This is a genomic window from Paragemmobacter ruber (assembly GCF_009908315.1).
Taxonomy (GTDB): domain Bacteria; phylum Pseudomonadota; class Alphaproteobacteria; order Rhodobacterales; family Rhodobacteraceae; genus Paragemmobacter; species Paragemmobacter ruber.
Map to the genome: position 1 here is coordinate 35,612 of NZ_JAAATW010000002.1, position 16,295 is coordinate 51,906.

A 16,295-nucleotide genomic window follows, 5' to 3' on the forward strand; every position below is an offset into this window, starting at 1 on the left:
CGCAGGCGGGGGGGCCTGCGAAAGTGATCGGGCCGGGGCCTGCTAGCGCAAGGCGGGGGGGAGGCCTTCGTCCTGCCCGGGCTGGGCCATGCCGGGCGCGAGGTTCAGGAAATCGAAGAGCGCCGGATCGGCCAGATGCGAGGGGCGGACATTCATCAGGGCGCGGAACATCACGTTGCGGCGGCCTGGGGTGCGGGCTTCCCAGTCATCCAGAAGTTTCTTGACCTGCATCCTTTGCAGCCCTTCCTGACTGCCGCAAAGATCACAGGGGATGATGGGATAGTTCATGGCGCGGGCGAATTTGTCGCAATCCTCTTCGGCCACGAAGGACAGCGGGCGCAGGACCATCAGATCGCCGTCTTCGTTCACCAGTTTGGGCGGCATCGCGGCGAGGCGGCCGCCGTGGAAGAGGTTCATGAAGAATGTCTCGAGGATGTCGTCGCGGTGGTGGCCGAGGACGACGGCGGAACAGCCTTCCTCGCGGGCGATGCGGTAGAGGTTGCCGCGCCGCAGGCGCGAGCAGAGCGCGCAGTAGGTGCGGCCTTGGGGCACCTTATCCACCACGATGGAGTAGGTGTCCTGATATTCGATGCGGTGGGGGACGCCCATCTTGGTGAGGAACTCGGGCAGGACGGTGGCGGGAAAGCCGGGCTGACCCTGATCGAGATTGCAGGCCAGCAGGTCCACCGGCAGGAGGCCGCGCCATTTGAGTTCGTAGAGGACGGCGAGGAGGGTATAGCTGTCCTTGCCGCCCGAGAGGCAGACGAGCCAGCGGTCGCCGCGGTTGGCCATGCCGTAGGTCTCGATCGCGTCGCGCGCTTCGCGCACGATGCGTTTGCGGAGTTTCTTGAACTCGGTCGTCGAGGGGGCGCCGTGGAACAGCGGGTGGATGTCGTCGAGATCGTCGAGCATGGGGGGCTTTCACGCCAATGTGCAGGATGGCTATGCCAGAAGGGCGGGCCTTGGGCAATCCGGCAGGGGCGGCGGGGCGTATGAGGGACAGATGGGGATGACGGGATGGTGATGGGAATGATGCGGGTGGGGATGATGTTGGGGGCGCTGGCGGTGCTGACGGCCTGTACGGGCAAGCCGTCGCTGAACGATGCGTCGCTTTCGACGCGGGAGTTCGAGCTGGAGGAGTTCTTTGACGGGCGGCTGGTGGCCTATGGCCAGTTTCAGGACATATTCGGGACGGTCCGGCGGCAGTTCAAGGTGCAGATCCAGGGCGACTGGGATGGGGAGCGGCTGCGGCTGGTGGAGGATTTCGTCTATGAGGACGGATCGACCGAGCAGCGCATCTGGACCCTGCGCAAGACCGGGGACGAGACGTGGGAAGGCACGGCGCCCGGCGTGATCGGCGTGGCCAAGGGGGTGGAGACGGGCGACCGGTTCAACTGGCAATACACCATCGACTTGCCGGTGCCTTCGGCCGACGGGCCGACCGAGACGCTGCGTGTGACCTTTGATGACTGGATGTGGCAGCTGAGCGAGGACCGGCTGTTCAACCGCGCCTATATGAAGCGGTTCGGCATCAATATCGGGGATGTGTCGATCAGTTTCGAGAAGCTGTAGAGGCGATTTTCCTGCGAAAAATCGGGTTGGTCGGGGGGAGCGATTTTCCTGCGAAAAATCGGGTGGGCCGGGGGCGATGGGTGGGGGCTGGGTCAGGTCTTCTGGTGTGGCGGGTGGGCGTCATGGTCGGGGTCCGATCCTGGCACGGGATCGTAGCCCTGCCCGCCCCACGGATGGCAGCGGCAAAGGCGGTGGGCGGTCAGGTAGCCGCCCTTGAGGCCGCCGTGGCGTTCCAGCGCCTCGAGCGCGTAGGCGGAACAGGTGGGCTGGAAGCGGCAGCCGTGACCAACCCAGGGTGACAGGATCAGGCGATAGGCGCGGACGGGAAGTGACAGGAGGCGCGCGAGGGGGGTCACTTGCGGGCCTGATGCACGGAGGTTAGCGCCGCGCGCAGGTCATCGCACAGGGCGGCGAAGTCGCGGGTGACCGTGGCCTCGGGGCGGGCGACGAGGACGTAATCCCAGCCAGGGCGGGCGAGGGGGGGCAGTACCCCGCGCACCAGCGCGCGCAGGCGGCGCTTGGCGCGGTTGCGCAGCACGGCGTTGCCGATTTTCTTGGAGGCGGTGAAGCCCACGCGGATGGCAGGATCGCCATCGCCGCGGTCGCGGGCCTGCAGCAGGAAGCCGCCGGTGCCCTGACGCCTGGCGGAGGCGGCGCGGAGGAAATCGGCGCGGTGGCGCAGGGTGGCGGGGCTTTGCGCCGGGTCTGGGCAAAGCGAAACCGCCGACGGCGCGGCGGGCGCTTCGGCGGTGTCGCCTTTGCCCGTGTCCATCGGCGGTGTCATCGCGTCACCCATGTCCGGCCCCGGAGGACCGTGAAAGGGATCAGGCCGAAAGGCGCTTGCGGCCCTTGGCGCGGCGCGCGGCCAGAACCAGACGGCCGCCCTTGGTGGCCATGCGGGCGCGGAAGCCGTGGCGACGGCTGCGAACCAGGTTCGACGGTTGGAATGTACGCTTCATGGCGGCTCTCCGTGACAATCAGGCAGCGCAAACCCGACGGATTCGAGCGCCGCTTCTATTCGAAGCCCGTCCTTTACGAGGGGTTGTGTGGCAAGTCAACGCAAGGCGGGCCGTTTTTATGAAACATTTCGCCGGGGCGCGGGCCGCATTTGTTGCAAGGGGCGGGGTTGCGGTCAATGCGGCGTGAGGCGGGTGGCGGCGCGGGGGGGATTTGGTCATGTTCGCCGCATGGAAAACGCTGACATGTCCGAACCTCAGGGGGATGCCCCGAAACGCCCGGGGCGCATGATTCCCGTGCTGATCCTCTTGGCTGTCGCTGTGCTGGGGGCTGTGTTCCTGCGCGACAGCCTGACCTTCGACGCGCTGGCCCGGCATCGCGAGACCCTGATCGCCTATCGCGATGCGCATTACGCGCTGGCGGTGGTGATCTTCGTGCTGGCCTATGTGGGGATCGTGGCCTTTTCGCTGCCGGGCGCGACGGTGGCCACGCTGACGGGCGGGTTCCTGTTCGGGCTGTTTCCGGGGGTGTTCTACAATCTGGCCGGGGCGACGGTGGGGGCGGTCGTGCTGTTTCTGGCGGCGCGGGCGGGGTTCGGCGCGGGGCTTGCGGCGAAGATCGAGGCGCAGGGCGGCAAGGTGGCCCGTCTGCGCGCGGCGCTGGCGGCGAATGAGTGGGAGGTGCTGTTCCTGATGCGGGTCACGCCCATCGTGCCCTTCTTCATGGCGAACCTGATCCCGGCGCTTCTGAACGTGTCTTTGGTGAAGTTCGCGGTGACGACGGCGGTGGGAATCGTGCCCGGTGCGCTGGTGCTGACATCGGTCGGGTCGGGGCTGGGGGAGGTGTTCGCCACGGGCGGGACGCCGGATCTTTCGGTGTTTCTGGAGCCCTATGTGCTGTGGCCCATCATCGGGCTGGTGGCGCTGGGGGTGATGCCGATCGTGGTGCGGTCGCTGCGCCGGAAGGAGTTGTGAGCATGGAAGAGCTGCGGACGGATATCTGCGTGATCGGGGCCGGGTCGGGCGGGCTGTCGGTGGCGGCGGGCGCGGTGCAGATGGGGGCGCGCGTCGTGCTGATCGAGGCGGGCGAGATGGGCGGGGACTGCCTGAATGCGGGCTGCGTGCCGTCAAAGGCGCTGATCGCGGCGGCGGAAGCGGCCGCAATGCAGCGGGGATCGGCGCGGTTCGGGGTGGGCGCGGTGGAGCCTGCGGTGGATTTCGGGGCGGTGAAGGATCATGTGGCGGGGGTGATCGCGGCGATTGCCCCGGTGGACAGTCAGGAGCGGTTCGAGGGGCTGGGCTGCACGGTGATCCGCGACTGGGCGCGCTTCGTGTCGCCCCGCGCGGTGGAGGCCGGGGGGCGGCGGATCGTGGCGCGGCGGTTCGTGATCGCCACGGGATCGCGGGCGGTGGTCCCGCCGGTGCCGGGGATCGAGGCGGTGCCCTATCTGACCAACGAGACGGTCTTTGGCCTGCGCGAGCGGCCGGAGCATCTGCTGATCCTTGGCGGTGGGCCGATCGGGATGGAGATGGCGCAGGCGCATCGGCGGCTGGGATCGGCGGTGACGGTGATCGAAGGCGCGCGCGCGCTGGGGCGCGAGGATGCGGAGGCGGCGGCGGTGGTGCTTGCGGCGCTGCGGGCGGAAGGTGTGGAGATCCGCGAAGGGCAGGGCGTGATGCGGCTGCAGGCGCTGAGCCCCGGGGTGGAGGCGGTGCTGGCGGATGGCACGGTGGTAAAGGGGACGCATCTTCTGGTTGCGGCCGGGCGCAAGGTGGCGCTGGAGGGGCTGGGGCTGGAAGCGGCGGGGGTGGCCCATGACGCCCGCGGCGTGACGGTGGGGGCAGGCCTGCGATCGGTCAGCAACCGGCGCGTCTATGCGGTGGGCGACGCGGCGGGGGGCGCGCAGTTCACCCATCTGGCGGGCTATCATGCGGGCATCGTGATCCGGCAGGCGGTGCTGGGCCTGCCCGCGCGGGTGCGGGGCGACCATATCCCGCGCGTCACCTATACCGAGCCGGAACTGGCGCAGGTGGGGCCGACCGAGGCCGAGGCGCGGGCGCTGTGGGGCGACAGGCTTTCGGTCAGCCGGGCGGAGTTCCATCATAACGACCGGGCGCAGGCGATGCGGGCGGGCGAGGGCTTTGCCAAGGTGATGATCGCGCGGGGCCGCGTGGTGGGGGCAACGGTGGTGGGACCCCATGCGGGCGAGGTGCTGGCGCCGCTTGCGCTGGCGGTATCGGCGCGGATGAAGGTTTCGGCGCTGGCGGGGGTGGTGCTGCCCTATCCGACGCTGGCCGAGATCGGGAAACGCGCGGCGGGGGCCCATTTCGCGCCGAAGCTGTTCGAGAATCCCCGGCTGAAGCAGGTGGTGCGGCTGGTCCAGCGCTGGTTGCCCTGAGCGCTGCGCGGGTGCGCCGCTGACATTGCGCCTTTGCGCCGATGTGGTGCCCCGGGGTGGGCGTTGATTTTTGGGTATTTGGGCCAAGATGAAGGGGCAGGGCGCGCGATGTGATTGCGCGCGATCTGGGCGCGATGTTCCGTCGTCTTGCGCAGATTGATGCCTTTTCGCCGGTATCGCCACCTTGCGGGGTTGCGGGCGGGCGGGGGCGATGCGTATTTCAGGGCAGGCAAGGCAGGGAGCGTGGTTTTCGTGCGGATCGGGCGGGGGCGGTTCCTCAACACGCTGTCGGGACGGTTCCTGCTGCTGACCGTGGCCTTTGTCATGCTGGCCGAGGTTCTGATCTTTGTGCCGTCGATCGCGCGGTTCCGGGCGGATTATATGCTGCTCAGGCTGGAGAAGGCGCAGATCGCCTCGCTGGCACTGCTTGCGGCGGATGATGCGACCGTGGGCGCGGAGCTTGAGACCGAGCTTCTGAAGAATGCGGAAGTGTTCAACGTCGTGCTGCGGCGCGATGAGGTGCGGCAATTGGTGCTGTCTTCGCCCATTCCGGCGCCGATCCATGACACGTTCGATCTGCGGCTGGCGGGGCCGTGGGAATTGATCCGGGATGCGATGGCGGTGCTGGCGGACCCGGAGAACCGGGTGGTGCGGGTGATCGGCAATCCGGTGCAGGATGCGGGTCTGCTGATCGAGATCACGATGGAGACGGGGCCGCTGCGCAAGGCGATGCTGGAATACGGGTTGCGGATCCTGTTCCTGTCGGCGCTGATTTCGGTGGTCACGGCCTTTTTGCTGTTTCTGGCGACGCAGCGATTGCTGGTGGTGCCGATCCGCCGGGTGGTTGAGCATATGACCGCCTATGCCGAGGCGCCCGAGGATGCGCGGCGCGTGATCGCGCCATCGGCGGAGGTAGAGGAATTGCGCGTGGCGGAAGAGGCGCTGGCGTCGATGCAGACGCAGTTGACCGGGGCGCTGCGGCAGAAGGAGCGGCTGGCGCAGCTGGGCGGCGCGGTGGCCAAGATCAGCCATGACCTGCGCAACATCCTGACCACGTCGCAACTTTTTGCCGACCGGCTGGGGGCGAGCGCCGATCCGGCGGTGGCGCGGGCGGCGCCCAAGCTGGTGGGGTCAATCTCGCGCGCGGTGAGTTTGTGCGAATCGACTTTGGCTTTCGGCAAGGCCGAGGAGCCGCCACCGCAACTCAAGCGCTTTGCGCTGCGCACGCTGGTCGAGGATGTGATCGAGGGCGAGGGGCTGGCAGGCGAGGAGACGGCGGTGGCCTTTCTGGTGGATGTCCCGCCGGGGTTGGTGATCCGGGCCGACAGCGAACAGCTGTATCGGGTGCTGTCGAACCTTGTGCGCAACGCGCGGCAGGCGATCGAGGCGACCGGACAGCCGGGCACGATCGAGGTGTCGGGCAGCGAGGATGAGCAGGACTGGTGCATCCGCGTGGGCGATACCGGGCCGGGCTTGCCGCCGCGCGCCAAGGAGCACCTGTTCGAGGCGTTTCAGGGCGGTGCGCGCAAGGGCGGCACGGGGCTGGGGCTGGCCATCGCGGCGGAACTGGTGCGCGGGCATGGCGGACGGCTGGAGCTGGCGCGCAGCGATGCCGAAGGGACGGAGTTCATGATCCGCCTGCCCAAGCGGCTGTCGGCGACGGAGGTGGAGGCGGAGTGATGCGCCGCCTGATTGCTTTTTCCCCTTGCGCCCCCGCGGGACCGGGGCTAAACGCAGCGCCACGACGGACCCGTAGCTCAGCTGGATAGAGCATCAGACTACGAATCTGAGGGTCGGGCGTTCGAATCGCTCCGGGTCCGCCACTTCCACAAAGGTTTGAAAACGATGCCCGCCTCAATAGGCGGGGATGCCCAAGGTTCTTTGCAAGAGCCTGCGCAGCTTGCGGTAGTGCGGGTTGCGGCGGTAGCCATCAAGATAGCGCGCGGGGCGTGTGTAGCCGTCGATCGGCCATTGGTGGAAGGGCGAGCGGATGTTGTCGAGCGCGGCGATGTGGCGGCGGGCGGCGGGCATCTGCGACAGGATCAGCGGCAGGGTCAGCTGATCGCGCCGGGCGTAGCGCAGGATATGGGCAAACCATGCCTCCATCGCGTCGATGCAGGCGGGGTGATTGTGCCGCCGCGCGATGACGCCGCCCCAGTAGGGGGGCTGGGCCAGAAGATCGGGGTGGCGGTCTTGCAGCATGTTGCGCAATTCCCGCAGGATGCGGGCATGTTCCATGGATGCCCTGTCGACCTCGTCGAATTCGTCGGCGAGACTGGTGCGGAAGCTGTGGTGCATGCAGCCGAACACTTGGTCGGGCGCTGGCACCAGCGCGGCCCAGAGCGCCTGTGCCGGGGCCAGCAGATCGACGGTCGGGTCGATGAAGAGAGAGCGGCTGTACTGCGGCAGAAAGCGGTGGGGTCTGACCTTGGGATCGCGCGAACTGCGGGCGGGATCCGCAGGCAGGATGGGCGTGATCGGCACGAGTTCCCAGCCATTCGGATCGAGTCGCTGATCGGTGAAGCACAGATGCGGGGCATCCTGCACGGACCGCACAGGGGGCAGGCGGTAGCCGTCGCCGATGATGACAGTATAGACGACCAGAGGGTCGGACGGATCATGTTCCATCAAAAGAGATGCCCAGAAAACCACATCTGTTCATAATAATGAAACCGCTGTGGGCATTCACGAAAATCATCACAGAACAGCCCGCCGCCCCAAGGATCGTTGCGCGAAAGCCTATCGCTGCGCTGCTGGAAGGGGGTTGCCGTCGGGTCTGGTCTGGGCGTTCGGCCTGTGGTTGTCGGTGTGTTCAGGTTGCACTCGTCCGGCGAATGGCGCAGCATAATGGCAACCGTCGTGGATGTTGAGGCCAGAGCGGCGCGGTTCGAAATTTCGCCCCATTTGCCCGATAGCGCGTTTGCATGCCCAGAATCCACTCGATCGACTACCTGAAACTGATCATCGCCAGCGGCATCGTCTGGGCCCATGTGATGATGCTGACGCAACAGGGGGGCGCAGTCGATTATGTGATCGGGCAGGGGCTCGTGCGCACGGTGGTGCCGACCTTTGCGGTCATCTCGGGCTTTCTGTTCTACTCTACGCTGCAGCGCGGCAAGGCGGTGCGGTGGATCCTGCAGCTGACGGCGCTTTATGCCTTTTGGTGGCTGGCCTATCTGCTGGAATGGCTGCCCTATGTCGGGGACAGGCGCACCATCATCCTGGAGGCGGTGTTCGGGCCGCTGCACCTTTGGTACGTGGTCGCACTGATAATGGCGGTGGTGATGATCACGGTGATCCATCGGTTGGCCGGAGGGGGACGGACAGGGCGTCTTGTTCTGGTCTGGAGCGCCGTCATCTGCCTGCTGATCGGGACGGGGCTTCATTCGGTGCACTATTTCACGGATGCACATCTGTCGATCCACGTTTATCGCAACGGGCCGTTCCTGATCTTTCCCTATGCGGTGCTGGGCTATCTGATAGCAGACAGGCTGAACCGTCAGGGCGATGGATGGATGCCGTCGCTGCAGGCAGGATGTCTGATCCTGCTGGGGCTGGCGTTGCTGCGGCTTGCCGAGGCCGGGCTGGCGCTGATTACCTTCGGGGCGAGCTTTGAGGCCCCGCCGGAGTTTCCCGTTCTTGCCGTCGCCTTCAGCGCGATGTTCGTGCTGGTGGCGCTGCGGGTTCGGCTGGCGGAACCGCCGGTCAACCTCGCCTTCCTGTCGATGCTGATCTACTTTTTGCATTTCATGGTGGTGGTGACGCTGCTCAATTTCGGGATCACGCGTGTCTTTGTGCTGACGGCGCTGGGGGTGGCTGTTCCGGCCGTGCTGGGGCTGGGGATGCTGGCGCTGGCCCCTGTGGTGGCGGGACTGGTTCCCGAAGGACTGGCGCGGCGGATGAGCATCCGCGACCCTGCGGGGCGGCGCTGAACCGGGCCACAGGGCGGCGCGGTCGGCCTTTCCCTTTGGTTGCGAAGGTGGCATGTCTGCGGCGGGCGCGCATCGCCTAAGGCGGTGCGGGACGGACGGACAAGCCAAGGAGACCGGGCGATGCTGAGCGGGAAGCACCTGATTGCGGGGGAATGGGTCGGCGGGGGGGAGACCTTCACCTCGGCCCCGGCCAGCGGGGAAGGCCAGATTTTTGCCAGCGGTGGCGCGGCCGAGGTGGAGCGCGCGGTGGCTGCGGCAGAGGCGGCCTTCTGGTCCTATTCCGCCCTCGCGCGGGAAGATCGGGCGGCCTTCCTGAACCGCATCGCCGATGAGATCGAGGCGCGCGGGGCAGACCTTACGGCCATCGGCACCGCCGAGACGGGCCTGCCCGCCGCACGGCTGGAAGGCGAGCGGGGGCGCACCACGGGGCAGTTGCGCCTGTTTGCCAAGCATATCCTGTCGGACGCCTATCTGGATCTGCGCCATGACGTGGCGCTGCCCGACCGCCAGCCCTTGCCGCGCCCCGACATCCGCCTGATGCAGCGCCCGGTGGGACCGGTGGCGGTGTTCGGGGCATCGAACTTTCCGCTGGCCTTTTCCACGGCGGGTGGGGATACGGCCTCGGCCCTTGCGGCGGGGTGCCCGGTGGTGGTGAAGGGGCATCCGGCCCATCCGGGGACCGGCGAGGTGGTGGCGCAGGCGATCCATGCGGCGATCAAGGCCACAGGCGTGCATCCGGGCGTGTTCAGCCTGATCCAGGGTGTGGGCAATGATCTGGGCGAGGCACTGGTGCAGCATCCGCTGATCACGGCGGTGGGTTTCACCGGGTCGCTGCGCGGGGGGCGGGCGCTGTTTGATCTCTGTGCGCGGCGGCCGGTGCCGATCCCGTTCTTTGGTGAATTGGGATCGGTCAACCCGGTCTTCCTGCTGCCCGGCGCCCTTGCCGCGCGGGGCGAGGCGGTGGCGAAGGGCTGGGTCGGGTCCCTGACCATGGGGGCGGGGCAGTTCTGCACCAATCCGGGCATTGTCCTGATGATCGACGGGGTGGGGGCGGATGGTTTTGTCACCGCAGCGCAGGAGGCGGCTGGGGCGGTGGCGGCGCAGGTGATGCTCACGGACGGGATTGCCGCGGCCTATCGCGCGGGGCGCGACCGGGTGGCAGCGCAGGGGGGCGTGCGCGAGGTGCTGGCCACGCCCTGCGACGGGCGCCGCGCGACGCCTGCGATCTATGAGGTGGCGGGCAAGGACTGGCTGGCCAATCATGCCTTGGGCGACGAGGTGTTTGGGCCGATGGGTCTGATCGTCCGCGTGTCCGATTTCGCCGAGATGGAGGCGATGGCGCGGTCGCTGGAGGGGCAGTTGACCTGCACCTTGCAGATGGAGGACGGCGATACCGATCTGGCCCGGCGCCTGATGCCGGTGCTGGAGCGCAAGGCGGGCCGCGTGCTTGCCAACGGTTTCCCGACGGGGGTCGAGGTCTGCGAGGCGATGGTCCATGGCGGGCCCTACCCGGCCAGCACCAATTTCGGCGCGACGAGCGTGGGCACCATGGCCATCCGCCGCTGGTTGCGGCCGGTGAGCTATCAGAACCTGCCCGAGGCTTTGTTGCCGGACGCGTTGCGCTGATCTGATTGCGCGGGCCAGATTGCGCGGGCCGGGCCGGGGCGGCCCTGCCCGCATTTCCTTTGTCTCGCCTGCGCGCCTTCGCGCTTCGGCTCGGCTGATGGGGGTTCCACCCCCAAACCCCCTGGATACTTGGGCAACGGGGAAGGGGCGTGCGGGAAGTGGTGGGGGTTCCTGTCTTCCCCGTTGCTAAAATATCCTCGGGGGTGAGGAGCGTCAGCGACGAGGGGGCAGACAGCCCCCTGCGCCGCCGGGGCCAAGATCAGCCTTCGTCTTTCAGGAGCAACAGCAGGGCCAGGATCGACAGCGCCACGCCGCCAAGGATGAGGGCGGGCGGCGCGCGGCCGCCGAGGGCGATTTCCCACAGGATCACCCAGCTTGGCACCAGATAGGTATAGGCCATGACCTTGGCCGCAGGCAGGCGCAGCGTGGCGTACTGCAACAGGACGAAGGTCGCCGCGCTGGCGAAGATGGCGGTGTAGAGAAGCGTGATCCAGACGATGGCGGGAAGCGCCAGCCAGTCGGTGGACAGGATCGAGGGGATGCCCGTCAGGGTAAGGATGACCCAGCCTGCGATCATCATGCCGAAGGTGAAGACGACGGCGGGTTCGCCGCGGTTGTACTTGCGCACCAGAGGCGCATAGAGCGCATGTGCGACGCAGCCAGCAAAATAGATCACCTCGCCCCGCCCGATCTGCAGGGCCAGAAGGCGCTGGGGATCGGCGCGGAAGATCACCCACAGCGCGCCCACGGCCCCGATGGCCAGCGCGGCGCCCATGCGCGCGGTCAGGCGCTGGCGCAGGGTGAGCCAGCCAAAGCCTGCGGCCATGGCCGGGGTGAGGGTGAAGACGGCGGCGGTGGCCACGGGTTCAGCGGTCTTGAGCCCTTCGAACATCAGCACGAAATAGGCCGCGAGCAGCGCGCCGAGCACGAGGTAGCGCCATGGCGCGCGGGTCGCGCTGCGGGTGATGCCGGTGGTGGCGAAGGCGGCGGCGCCGACGATCACGCCCGCGAGCAGGAAGCGCAGCGCCGACAGGGCCAGCGGGTCGATCAGCGGGGCCGCCAGTGCGCCGAGGCTGAACGACCCTGCGACGAGGGCCGAGAAGGTGAGCATGGCAAGATGGCCGCGCGCCGGATCGCCGAGGGTCACGGTGATCAGAGCGCCCAATCGCGGGCGGCGTCCTTGAGCACGGTCAGGAAGGCCTGCACCTTTCGGGTGCGGTGCAGATCGACATGGGTGACGATCCAGAGCGGCGCGTCCCATTCGGGGCGGGGGGGCATCACCTCGACCAGATCGGGATCGGGGGCGGCGCGGTAGGCCGACATGAAGCCGATGCCGAGACCGGCGCGGATCGCGGCCTCGATCGCGGGGCTTTCGGTGCCACGGAAGCGCAGCGCGTCGGGCGGCACGGTGGCGCGGAGCCAGCGGTTGAAGGGGGCGCGGCTTTCGGCGCTGTCGGCGCCCACGAAGCTGTGCCCGGCGAGATCGGCCTCGGAGGTGGGAAGGCCATGGGCGGCGGCGTAGCTGCGCGCGGCATAGAGGCCGGTGCGGATGCGGGCCAGCGGCTGGACCACGTTATCGGGTTCCTCAGGCGCGGCCCCGGCGCGGATGGCGACATGCGCCTCGCCATAGTCCAGCCGGAAGACGCGCATGTCGGTGAGGAAGCGCAGGATGACCGCCGGGTAGCTGGTCTGGAACCGGGCGAGGACCGGGACCAGAAGATCGGCTGCGCCGGCGATGGAGGTGACCACCAGTTCGCCCGCGACGGTTTCGCCGATGCCCTTGATGCGGCTGGCGAGCTGGGCGAATTGCTCATCCGTGGTCTGGGCGACGGAGAGCAGGTCATGGCCGGCCTCGGTGGGCGTGTAGCCGCGGGCGTGGCGCTGGAACAGCTTGGTTCCCAGCCGCTTTTCCAGCGCGTCGATATGGCGGATGACGGTGGCGTGGTGCACCCCCAGAACCTCGGCCGCGCCGGAAACGGTGCCCAGTCGCGCCACCTGATAGGCGGTGCGGATTTCGTCCCAGGTATCAATGCCCATAGCTGTGCATCCGTGAACAATCTGCCCGTGCATCTGGCGGCGATGCACAGGGGATTGCAAGAGGCAAATCCCGAGGCGGCGGGGCCGCCCCGGTTGGCGGGCGGTGCTGGCTGGCGGTGCTGACGGGGGGTCTGAATGGGGCGGGGTTGCGTGGGGCGGGGTTGACTTGGGCCGCGCACAGGCGTATCGCCCTGCGCAATTCCCCGGAGGCTGATCGCTTCCGGTCCCGTCGCATTTGCGGGGATCGCCATCCGTCAGCGCGTTGCGCCCACGGGTGCCATTCTGCTTTGCGGCGGTGTTATCCCGCCGCCGGACCCCCATATCCGGCTTTTGCCACGAACCCGGAGGGTCGCCATGTTCGAGAGCCTGTCAGAACGTCTGGGTGGCGTATTCGACCGTCTGACCAAAGCGGGCGCCCTGACGGAGGCCGATGTGGTGGCGGCGCTGCGCGAGGTGCGGGTGGCGCTGCTGGAGGCGGATGTCTCGCTGCCCGTGGCGCGCGATTTCATCAAGCGGGTGCAGGACAAGGCCACGGGTGTGGCGGTGACGAAGTCGGTCACGCCGGGGCAGATGGTGGTGAAGATCGTCCATGACGAGCTGATCCGCGTCTTGCAGGGCGAGGGGCCTGCCGATGCGCTGAAGATCGACAATCCTCCGGCGACGGTGCTGATGGTGGGCTTGCAGGGGTCGGGGAAGACGACGACCACGGCGAAGCTGGCCAAGCGGTTGAAGGAGCGGAACGGCAAGCGGGTGCTGCTGGCTTCGCTCGACACCAACCGCCCGGCGGCGATGGAGCAGTTGGCGATCCTTGGCGCGCAGATCGGTGTGGATTCCTTGCCCATCGTGAAGGGCGAAAGCGCGGTGCAGATCGCCAAGCGCGCCAAGACGCAGGCCAATCTGGGCGGCTATGACGTGCTGTTTCTGGATACCGCGGGCCGTCTGCATATCGACGAAGTGCTGATGGACGAGGTGCAGGCGGTGCGCGACATCGCCCAGCCGCGCGAGGTGCTGCTGGTGGTCGATGGCCTGACCGGGCAGGACGCCGTGAATGTGGCGACCGAGTTCGATGGCAAGGTGGGCATCTCGGGCGTGGTGCTGACGCGGATGGATGGCGACGGGCGCGGCGGTGCGGCGCTGTCGATGCGGGCCATTACGGGCAAGCCCATCCGCTTTGTCGGCCTTGGCGAGAAGATGGATGCGCTGGAGACCTTTGAGGCGGACCGCGTGGCGGGGCGCATTCTGGGCATGGGCGACATCGTCGCCCTGGTCGAGAAGGCGCAGGAAACCTTCGAGGCCGAGCAGGCCGAGCGGATGGCCAAGCGCTTTGCCAAGGGTCTGTTCAACATGAACGACCTGAAGATGCAGCTGGAGCAGATGATCAAGATGGGCGGCATGCAGGGCCTGATGGGCATGCTGCCGGGCATGGGCAAGATGCAGGCCGCCGCGGCCGAGGCGGGCTTGGACGACAAGATGCTGAAGCGGCAGATCGCGCTGATCCAGTCGATGACGAAGAAGGAACGCGCCAACCCCGACCTGTTGCAGGCGAGCCGGAAAAAGCGGATCGCGGCGGGGGCGGGGCTGGATGTGGCCGATCTGAACCGCCTGCTGAAGCAGCACAAGCAGATGGCCGAGATGATGAAGAAGATGGGCAAGGGCGGCATGATGAAGCAAGCCATGCGCCAGATGATGGGCAAGGGGGGCCTGCCCGATCCATCGAAGATGACGCCCGAGCAGTTGGAAGAGGCTGCGCGCGGCATGAAGCAGGGGCTGGGGCAGGGCGGGGGCTTCCCCGGCATGCCGCGGGGCATGAGCCTGCCGTCGGGCCTGTCGGGGTTGATGAAGAAGAAATGATGCAGCCCGTGACCGCGCAACTGACCGGCCTGCCCGTCCTTGAGACGGCGCGTCTGGTGCTGCGCGGGCCGCAGATGGCGGATTGGCCGGTGTTTCGCGACTATCGCCTGTCGCCGCGCACGGCCTTTACGGGCGGGATGAAGAAGCCGCATGAGGCGGCAGAGCAGTTTGCGTCGTTCTTCGGGCATTGGGTGCTGCGCGGTTTCGGTCGGCTGATTGCCGAGGATCGGGCGACGGGGCGGCCCTTGGGCCATTTCGGACCGATGCAATGGGAAGACGGCGGCGAGGTGGAGCTAACCTGGTCGCTCTGGACGGCCGAGGCCGAGGGGCGGGGGCTGGCGACCGAGGCGGCGCTAGCGCTGCGCGACTGGGTCTTCGGGCGGCTGAGGCTGCCGCTGGCGATTGCGGCGGTGCATCGCGACAATGCCGCATCCCACGCCATCGCGCGGCGGCTGGGCGGGCAGGTGATCGCGGGGCGTGTGCCGAACTGGGTTGAGGTGGGATCGGTCTATCGTTTCCTGCCGGGAGGAGCGGCATGATCGCGCCCTTCCTGACAACCGAGCGGCTGACGCTGCGGATGCCCGTGCTTGCGGATTTCGAGCCGCGGGCGGCGTTTTACGCCTCCGACCGGGCGGTCTGGGAGGGGGGGCCTTTGTCCCGGGTTGAGGCGTGGCGCATCTGGGCATCCGAGGTGGGGCTCTGGCCGCTGCGGGGGTATGGACCCTTTACCGTAGAGGCGGACGGGGCCTATGTCGGCGAGGTGGGCATCTATCAGGCCGAGGATTACCCCGAGGCGGAGCTTGGCTGGTTCGTGCTGCCCGAGGCCGAGGGGCGGGGCTATGCGGCCGAGGCCGCGCGCGCGGTGATGGTCTGGGCGCGGCAGAGCTTTGGCTGGGATGAGATCGTCAACATCATTGATCCCGGCAATGCGCGGTCCATCGCGCTGGGCCTGCGGTTGGGCGGGCGTGTCGATGCGGCGCGGGCGGGCATTGATCCGGGCGATGTGGTGATCGTGCATGATCTGCGGGGGCTGGCATGATCGCGCTGTCTGGTGTGCCGGTGATCGAGACGGAACGGCTGGTGCTGCGTGCGCCCGAGGCGGGGGATTGGCCTGCTTTCGATGCCATGCTGGCATCGGAGCGGGGGCAGTTCATCCGATCGGGCGGATATGACCTGTCGAACACGTGGCGCGGCTTCTGCCATCTGATCGGGCATTGGGTGGCGCGGGGCTTTGGCATGTTCGTCTTTCAGGCCAAGGGTGATGCGTCGCCGCTTGGCATGGCGGGGCCGTGGTTCCCTGAGACATGGCCCGAGCGCGAGATCGGCTGGTCGATCTGGAACCCGGTGGCCGAAGGCAAGGGTTTCGCGCATGAGGCGGCGCAGGCGGCGCGGGATTACGCGTTCCGCAATCTTGGCTGGACGACCGCCGTTTCCTATGTGGCCGCGGACAACGCGCGGTCGCGCGCGCTGGCGTTGCGGCTGGGGGCGGTGGTCGATCCCGATGCGCCATCTATCGGCACCCCGCCCTGCCTTGTGTTCCGCCATCCCGCCCCCGCCCCCACAGCCGCCAGCATGAGGACCGCATGACCGACGCCAGACGCGATGATGCAGGCCGCGCGGCCGAGTTGCTGAAGGAGCATCGCCAGTCGATCGACAGGCTGGATGCGATCCTTGTCTATACGCTGGCCGAACGCTTCAAGCACACGCAGGCGGTGGGGCGGCTGAAGGCGGCGCATGACCTGCCGCCCAGCGATCCCGCACGCGAGGCGCGGCAGATGGCGCGGCTGGAACAGTTGGCCAAGGAGGCCGATCTGGACCCTGACCTTGCGAAGAAATTCCTGAACTTCATCATCAGCGAAGTCATCAGGCATCACGAGAAACTGCAATCCCCGTAGGTGGCCCCGTGCCCCCTGCGCCAAACG

General features: G+C 67.7%; 18 protein-coding genes and 1 tRNA gene. 12 read left to right on the forward strand and 7 right to left on the reverse strand.

Features of this window, described 5'->3' with window-relative positions:
- Positions 1 to 42: 42 nt before the first annotated feature.
- On the reverse strand, positions 43 to 912 hold the full coding sequence (gene ttcA, locus GU920_RS08560; RefSeq protein ID WP_161766624.1) for a tRNA 2-thiocytidine(32) synthetase TtcA: 870 nt from the start codon (positions 910 to 912) through the stop codon (positions 43 to 45).
- Positions 913 to 1,017: 105 nt separating this feature from the next.
- Between ttcA and GU920_RS08565 the strand changes: the two genes are divergently transcribed.
- A complete protein-coding gene (locus GU920_RS08565) occupies positions 1,018 to 1,572 on the forward strand; it encodes a DUF3833 domain-containing protein (RefSeq protein WP_235933189.1) in 555 nt (184 codons plus the stop codon).
- Positions 1,573 to 1,664: 92 nt separating this feature from the next.
- On the opposite strand, the gene yidD is transcribed toward GU920_RS08565, so the two are convergent.
- From yidD to rpmH, 3 genes are read right to left on the reverse strand one after another with little or no spacing between them, the layout of a single operon-like run.
- A complete protein-coding gene (gene yidD, locus GU920_RS08570; protein ID WP_161766625.1) occupies positions 1,665 to 1,928 on the reverse strand; it encodes a membrane protein insertion efficiency factor YidD in 264 nt (87 codons plus the stop codon).
- On the reverse strand, positions 1,925 to 2,356 hold the full coding sequence (gene rnpA, locus GU920_RS08575) for a ribonuclease P protein component (RefSeq protein ID WP_161766626.1): 432 nt from the start codon (positions 2,354 to 2,356) through the stop codon (positions 1,925 to 1,927). Before rnpA ends, yidD begins: the two co-directional genes overlap by 4 nt.
- Before the next feature lie 40 nt (positions 2,357 to 2,396).
- Positions 2,397 to 2,531 carry a 50S ribosomal protein L34 gene (gene rpmH / locus GU920_RS08580; protein ID WP_161766627.1) on the reverse strand — a complete coding sequence of 45 codons (135 nt, stop codon included), beginning with the start codon at positions 2,529 to 2,531 and terminating at the stop codon, positions 2,397 to 2,399.
- A gap of 243 nt (positions 2,532 to 2,774) precedes the next feature.
- On the opposite strand from rpmH, the gene GU920_RS08585 reads away from it, so the two are divergent.
- The 4 genes from GU920_RS08585 to GU920_RS08600 all read left to right on the forward strand — a co-directional run bounded on the left by GU920_RS08585 (position 2,775) and on the right by GU920_RS08600 (position 6,750).
- Positions 2,775 to 3,503, forward strand: a complete 729-nt coding sequence (locus GU920_RS08585) for a TVP38/TMEM64 family protein (protein ID WP_161766628.1) — start codon at positions 2,775 to 2,777, stop codon at positions 3,501 to 3,503.
- A 2-nt stretch (positions 3,504 to 3,505) separates the two neighbouring features.
- Positions 3,506 to 4,927 carry a dihydrolipoyl dehydrogenase family protein gene (locus GU920_RS08590; RefSeq protein WP_161766629.1) on the forward strand — a complete coding sequence of 474 codons (1,422 nt, stop codon included), beginning with the start codon at positions 3,506 to 3,508 and terminating at the stop codon, positions 4,925 to 4,927.
- 324 nt (positions 4,928 to 5,251) lie between these two features.
- Entirely contained in the window at positions 5,252 to 6,607 is a 1,356-nt protein-coding gene (locus GU920_RS08595) for a sensor histidine kinase (RefSeq protein WP_235933245.1), read from the forward strand.
- 66 nt (positions 6,608 to 6,673) lie between these two features.
- Positions 6,674 to 6,750 (forward strand) — tRNA-Arg (locus GU920_RS08600).
- Between the two features lie 31 nt (positions 6,751 to 6,781).
- Here the strand turns inward: GU920_RS08600 and GU920_RS08605 are convergent.
- Positions 6,782 to 7,555, reverse strand: a complete 774-nt coding sequence (locus GU920_RS08605) for a glycosyltransferase domain-containing protein (protein WP_161766631.1) — start codon at positions 7,553 to 7,555, stop codon at positions 6,782 to 6,784.
- A gap of 296 nt (positions 7,556 to 7,851) precedes the next feature.
- On the opposite strand from GU920_RS08605, the gene GU920_RS08610 reads away from it, so the two are divergent.
- Together GU920_RS08610 and GU920_RS08615 are read left to right on the forward strand one after the other, a co-directional pair.
- Positions 7,852 to 8,859, forward strand: a complete 1,008-nt coding sequence (locus GU920_RS08610) for an acyltransferase family protein (RefSeq protein WP_161766632.1) — start codon at positions 7,852 to 7,854, stop codon at positions 8,857 to 8,859.
- Positions 8,860 to 8,979: 120 nt separating this feature from the next.
- Positions 8,980 to 10,485, forward strand: coding sequence for an aldehyde dehydrogenase (NADP(+)) (locus tag GU920_RS08615; RefSeq protein ID WP_161766633.1), 1,506 nt, complete (start codon positions 8,980 to 8,982; stop codon positions 10,483 to 10,485).
- Between the two features lie 259 nt (positions 10,486 to 10,744).
- Here GU920_RS08615 and GU920_RS08620 read toward each other — a convergent pair whose 3' ends face one another.
- A complete protein-coding gene (locus GU920_RS08620) occupies positions 10,745 to 11,650 on the reverse strand; it encodes a DMT family transporter (RefSeq protein ID WP_268894589.1) in 906 nt (301 codons plus the stop codon).
- Positions 11,638 to 12,522, reverse strand: a complete 885-nt coding sequence (locus tag GU920_RS08625; RefSeq protein WP_161766634.1) for a LysR family transcriptional regulator — start codon at positions 12,520 to 12,522, stop codon at positions 11,638 to 11,640. The genes GU920_RS08620 and GU920_RS08625 overlap by 13 nt, the downstream gene beginning before the upstream one ends.
- A gap of 354 nt (positions 12,523 to 12,876) precedes the next feature.
- On the opposite strand from GU920_RS08625, the gene ffh reads away from it, so the two are divergent.
- The 5 genes from ffh to GU920_RS08650 are packed head-to-tail and all read left to right on the forward strand — an operon-like array spanning position 12,877 to position 16,268.
- Positions 12,877 to 14,373: a signal recognition particle protein gene (ffh, locus tag GU920_RS08630; RefSeq protein WP_161766635.1), complete on the forward strand. Its 1,497-nt coding sequence runs from the start codon at positions 12,877 to 12,879 to the stop codon at positions 14,371 to 14,373.
- Complete coding sequence (locus GU920_RS08635; RefSeq protein ID WP_235933190.1) at positions 14,373 to 14,912, forward strand: GNAT family N-acetyltransferase; 540 nt, start codon at positions 14,373 to 14,375, stop codon at positions 14,910 to 14,912. Before ffh ends, GU920_RS08635 begins: the two co-directional genes overlap by 1 nt.
- Positions 14,909 to 15,412, forward strand: a complete 504-nt coding sequence (locus GU920_RS08640; protein ID WP_161766637.1) for a GNAT family N-acetyltransferase — start codon at positions 14,909 to 14,911, stop codon at positions 15,410 to 15,412. The genes GU920_RS08635 and GU920_RS08640 overlap by 4 nt, the downstream gene beginning before the upstream one ends.
- Entirely contained in the window at positions 15,409 to 15,960 is a 552-nt protein-coding gene (locus GU920_RS08645; RefSeq protein ID WP_161766638.1) for a GNAT family N-acetyltransferase, read from the forward strand. The genes GU920_RS08640 and GU920_RS08645 overlap by 4 nt, the downstream gene beginning before the upstream one ends.
- The gene (locus GU920_RS08650; RefSeq protein WP_161766639.1) at positions 15,957 to 16,268 is read left to right on the forward strand and encodes a chorismate mutase; all 312 of its coding nucleotides are present in this window, start codon (positions 15,957 to 15,959) and stop codon (positions 16,266 to 16,268) included. Before GU920_RS08645 ends, GU920_RS08650 begins: the two co-directional genes overlap by 4 nt.
- The last annotated feature ends 27 nt before the right edge of the window (positions 16,269 to 16,295 follow it).

Excerpts from the sequence above, each read along its gene's own strand:
- GU920_RS08585 (WP_161766628.1), top strand. The coding sequence starts at position 2,775 with ATGTCCGAACCTCAGGGGGATGCCCCGAAACGCCCGGGGCGCATGATT.
- GU920_RS08595 (WP_235933245.1), top strand. The coding sequence starts at position 5,252 with ATGCTGGCCGAGGTTCTGATCTTTGTGCCGTCGATCGCGCGGTTCCGG.
- GU920_RS08605 (WP_161766631.1), bottom strand. The coding sequence starts at position 7,555 with ATGGAACATGATCCGTCCGACCCTCTGGTCGTCTATACTGTCATCATC.
- GU920_RS08615 (WP_161766633.1), top strand. The coding sequence starts at position 8,980 with ATGCTGAGCGGGAAGCACCTGATTGCGGGGGAATGGGTCGGCGGGGGG.
- rpmH (WP_161766627.1), bottom strand. The coding sequence starts at position 2,531 with ATGAAGCGTACATTCCAACCGTCGAACCTGGTTCGCAGCCGTCGCCAC.
- GU920_RS08635 (WP_235933190.1), top strand. The coding sequence starts at position 14,373 with ATGCAGCCCGTGACCGCGCAACTGACCGGCCTGCCCGTCCTTGAGACG.
- GU920_RS08625 (WP_161766634.1), bottom strand. The coding sequence starts at position 12,522 with ATGGGCATTGATACCTGGGACGAAATCCGCACCGCCTATCAGGTGGCG.
- GU920_RS08590 (WP_161766629.1), top strand. The coding sequence starts at position 3,506 with ATGGAAGAGCTGCGGACGGATATCTGCGTGATCGGGGCCGGGTCGGGC.
- GU920_RS08565 (WP_235933189.1), top strand. The coding sequence starts at position 1,018 with ATGGTGATGGGAATGATGCGGGTGGGGATGATGTTGGGGGCGCTGGCG.
- ttcA (WP_161766624.1), bottom strand. The coding sequence starts at position 912 with ATGCTCGACGATCTCGACGACATCCACCCGCTGTTCCACGGCGCCCCC.
- rnpA (WP_161766626.1), bottom strand. The coding sequence starts at position 2,356 with ATGACACCGCCGATGGACACGGGCAAAGGCGACACCGCCGAAGCGCCC.
- GU920_RS08640 (WP_161766637.1), top strand. The coding sequence starts at position 14,909 with ATGATCGCGCCCTTCCTGACAACCGAGCGGCTGACGCTGCGGATGCCC.
- GU920_RS08645 (WP_161766638.1), top strand. The coding sequence starts at position 15,409 with ATGATCGCGCTGTCTGGTGTGCCGGTGATCGAGACGGAACGGCTGGTG.
- ffh (WP_161766635.1), top strand. The coding sequence starts at position 12,877 with ATGTTCGAGAGCCTGTCAGAACGTCTGGGTGGCGTATTCGACCGTCTG.
- GU920_RS08650 (WP_161766639.1), top strand. The coding sequence starts at position 15,957 with ATGACCGACGCCAGACGCGATGATGCAGGCCGCGCGGCCGAGTTGCTG.
- GU920_RS08610 (WP_161766632.1), top strand. The coding sequence starts at position 7,852 with ATGCCCAGAATCCACTCGATCGACTACCTGAAACTGATCATCGCCAGC.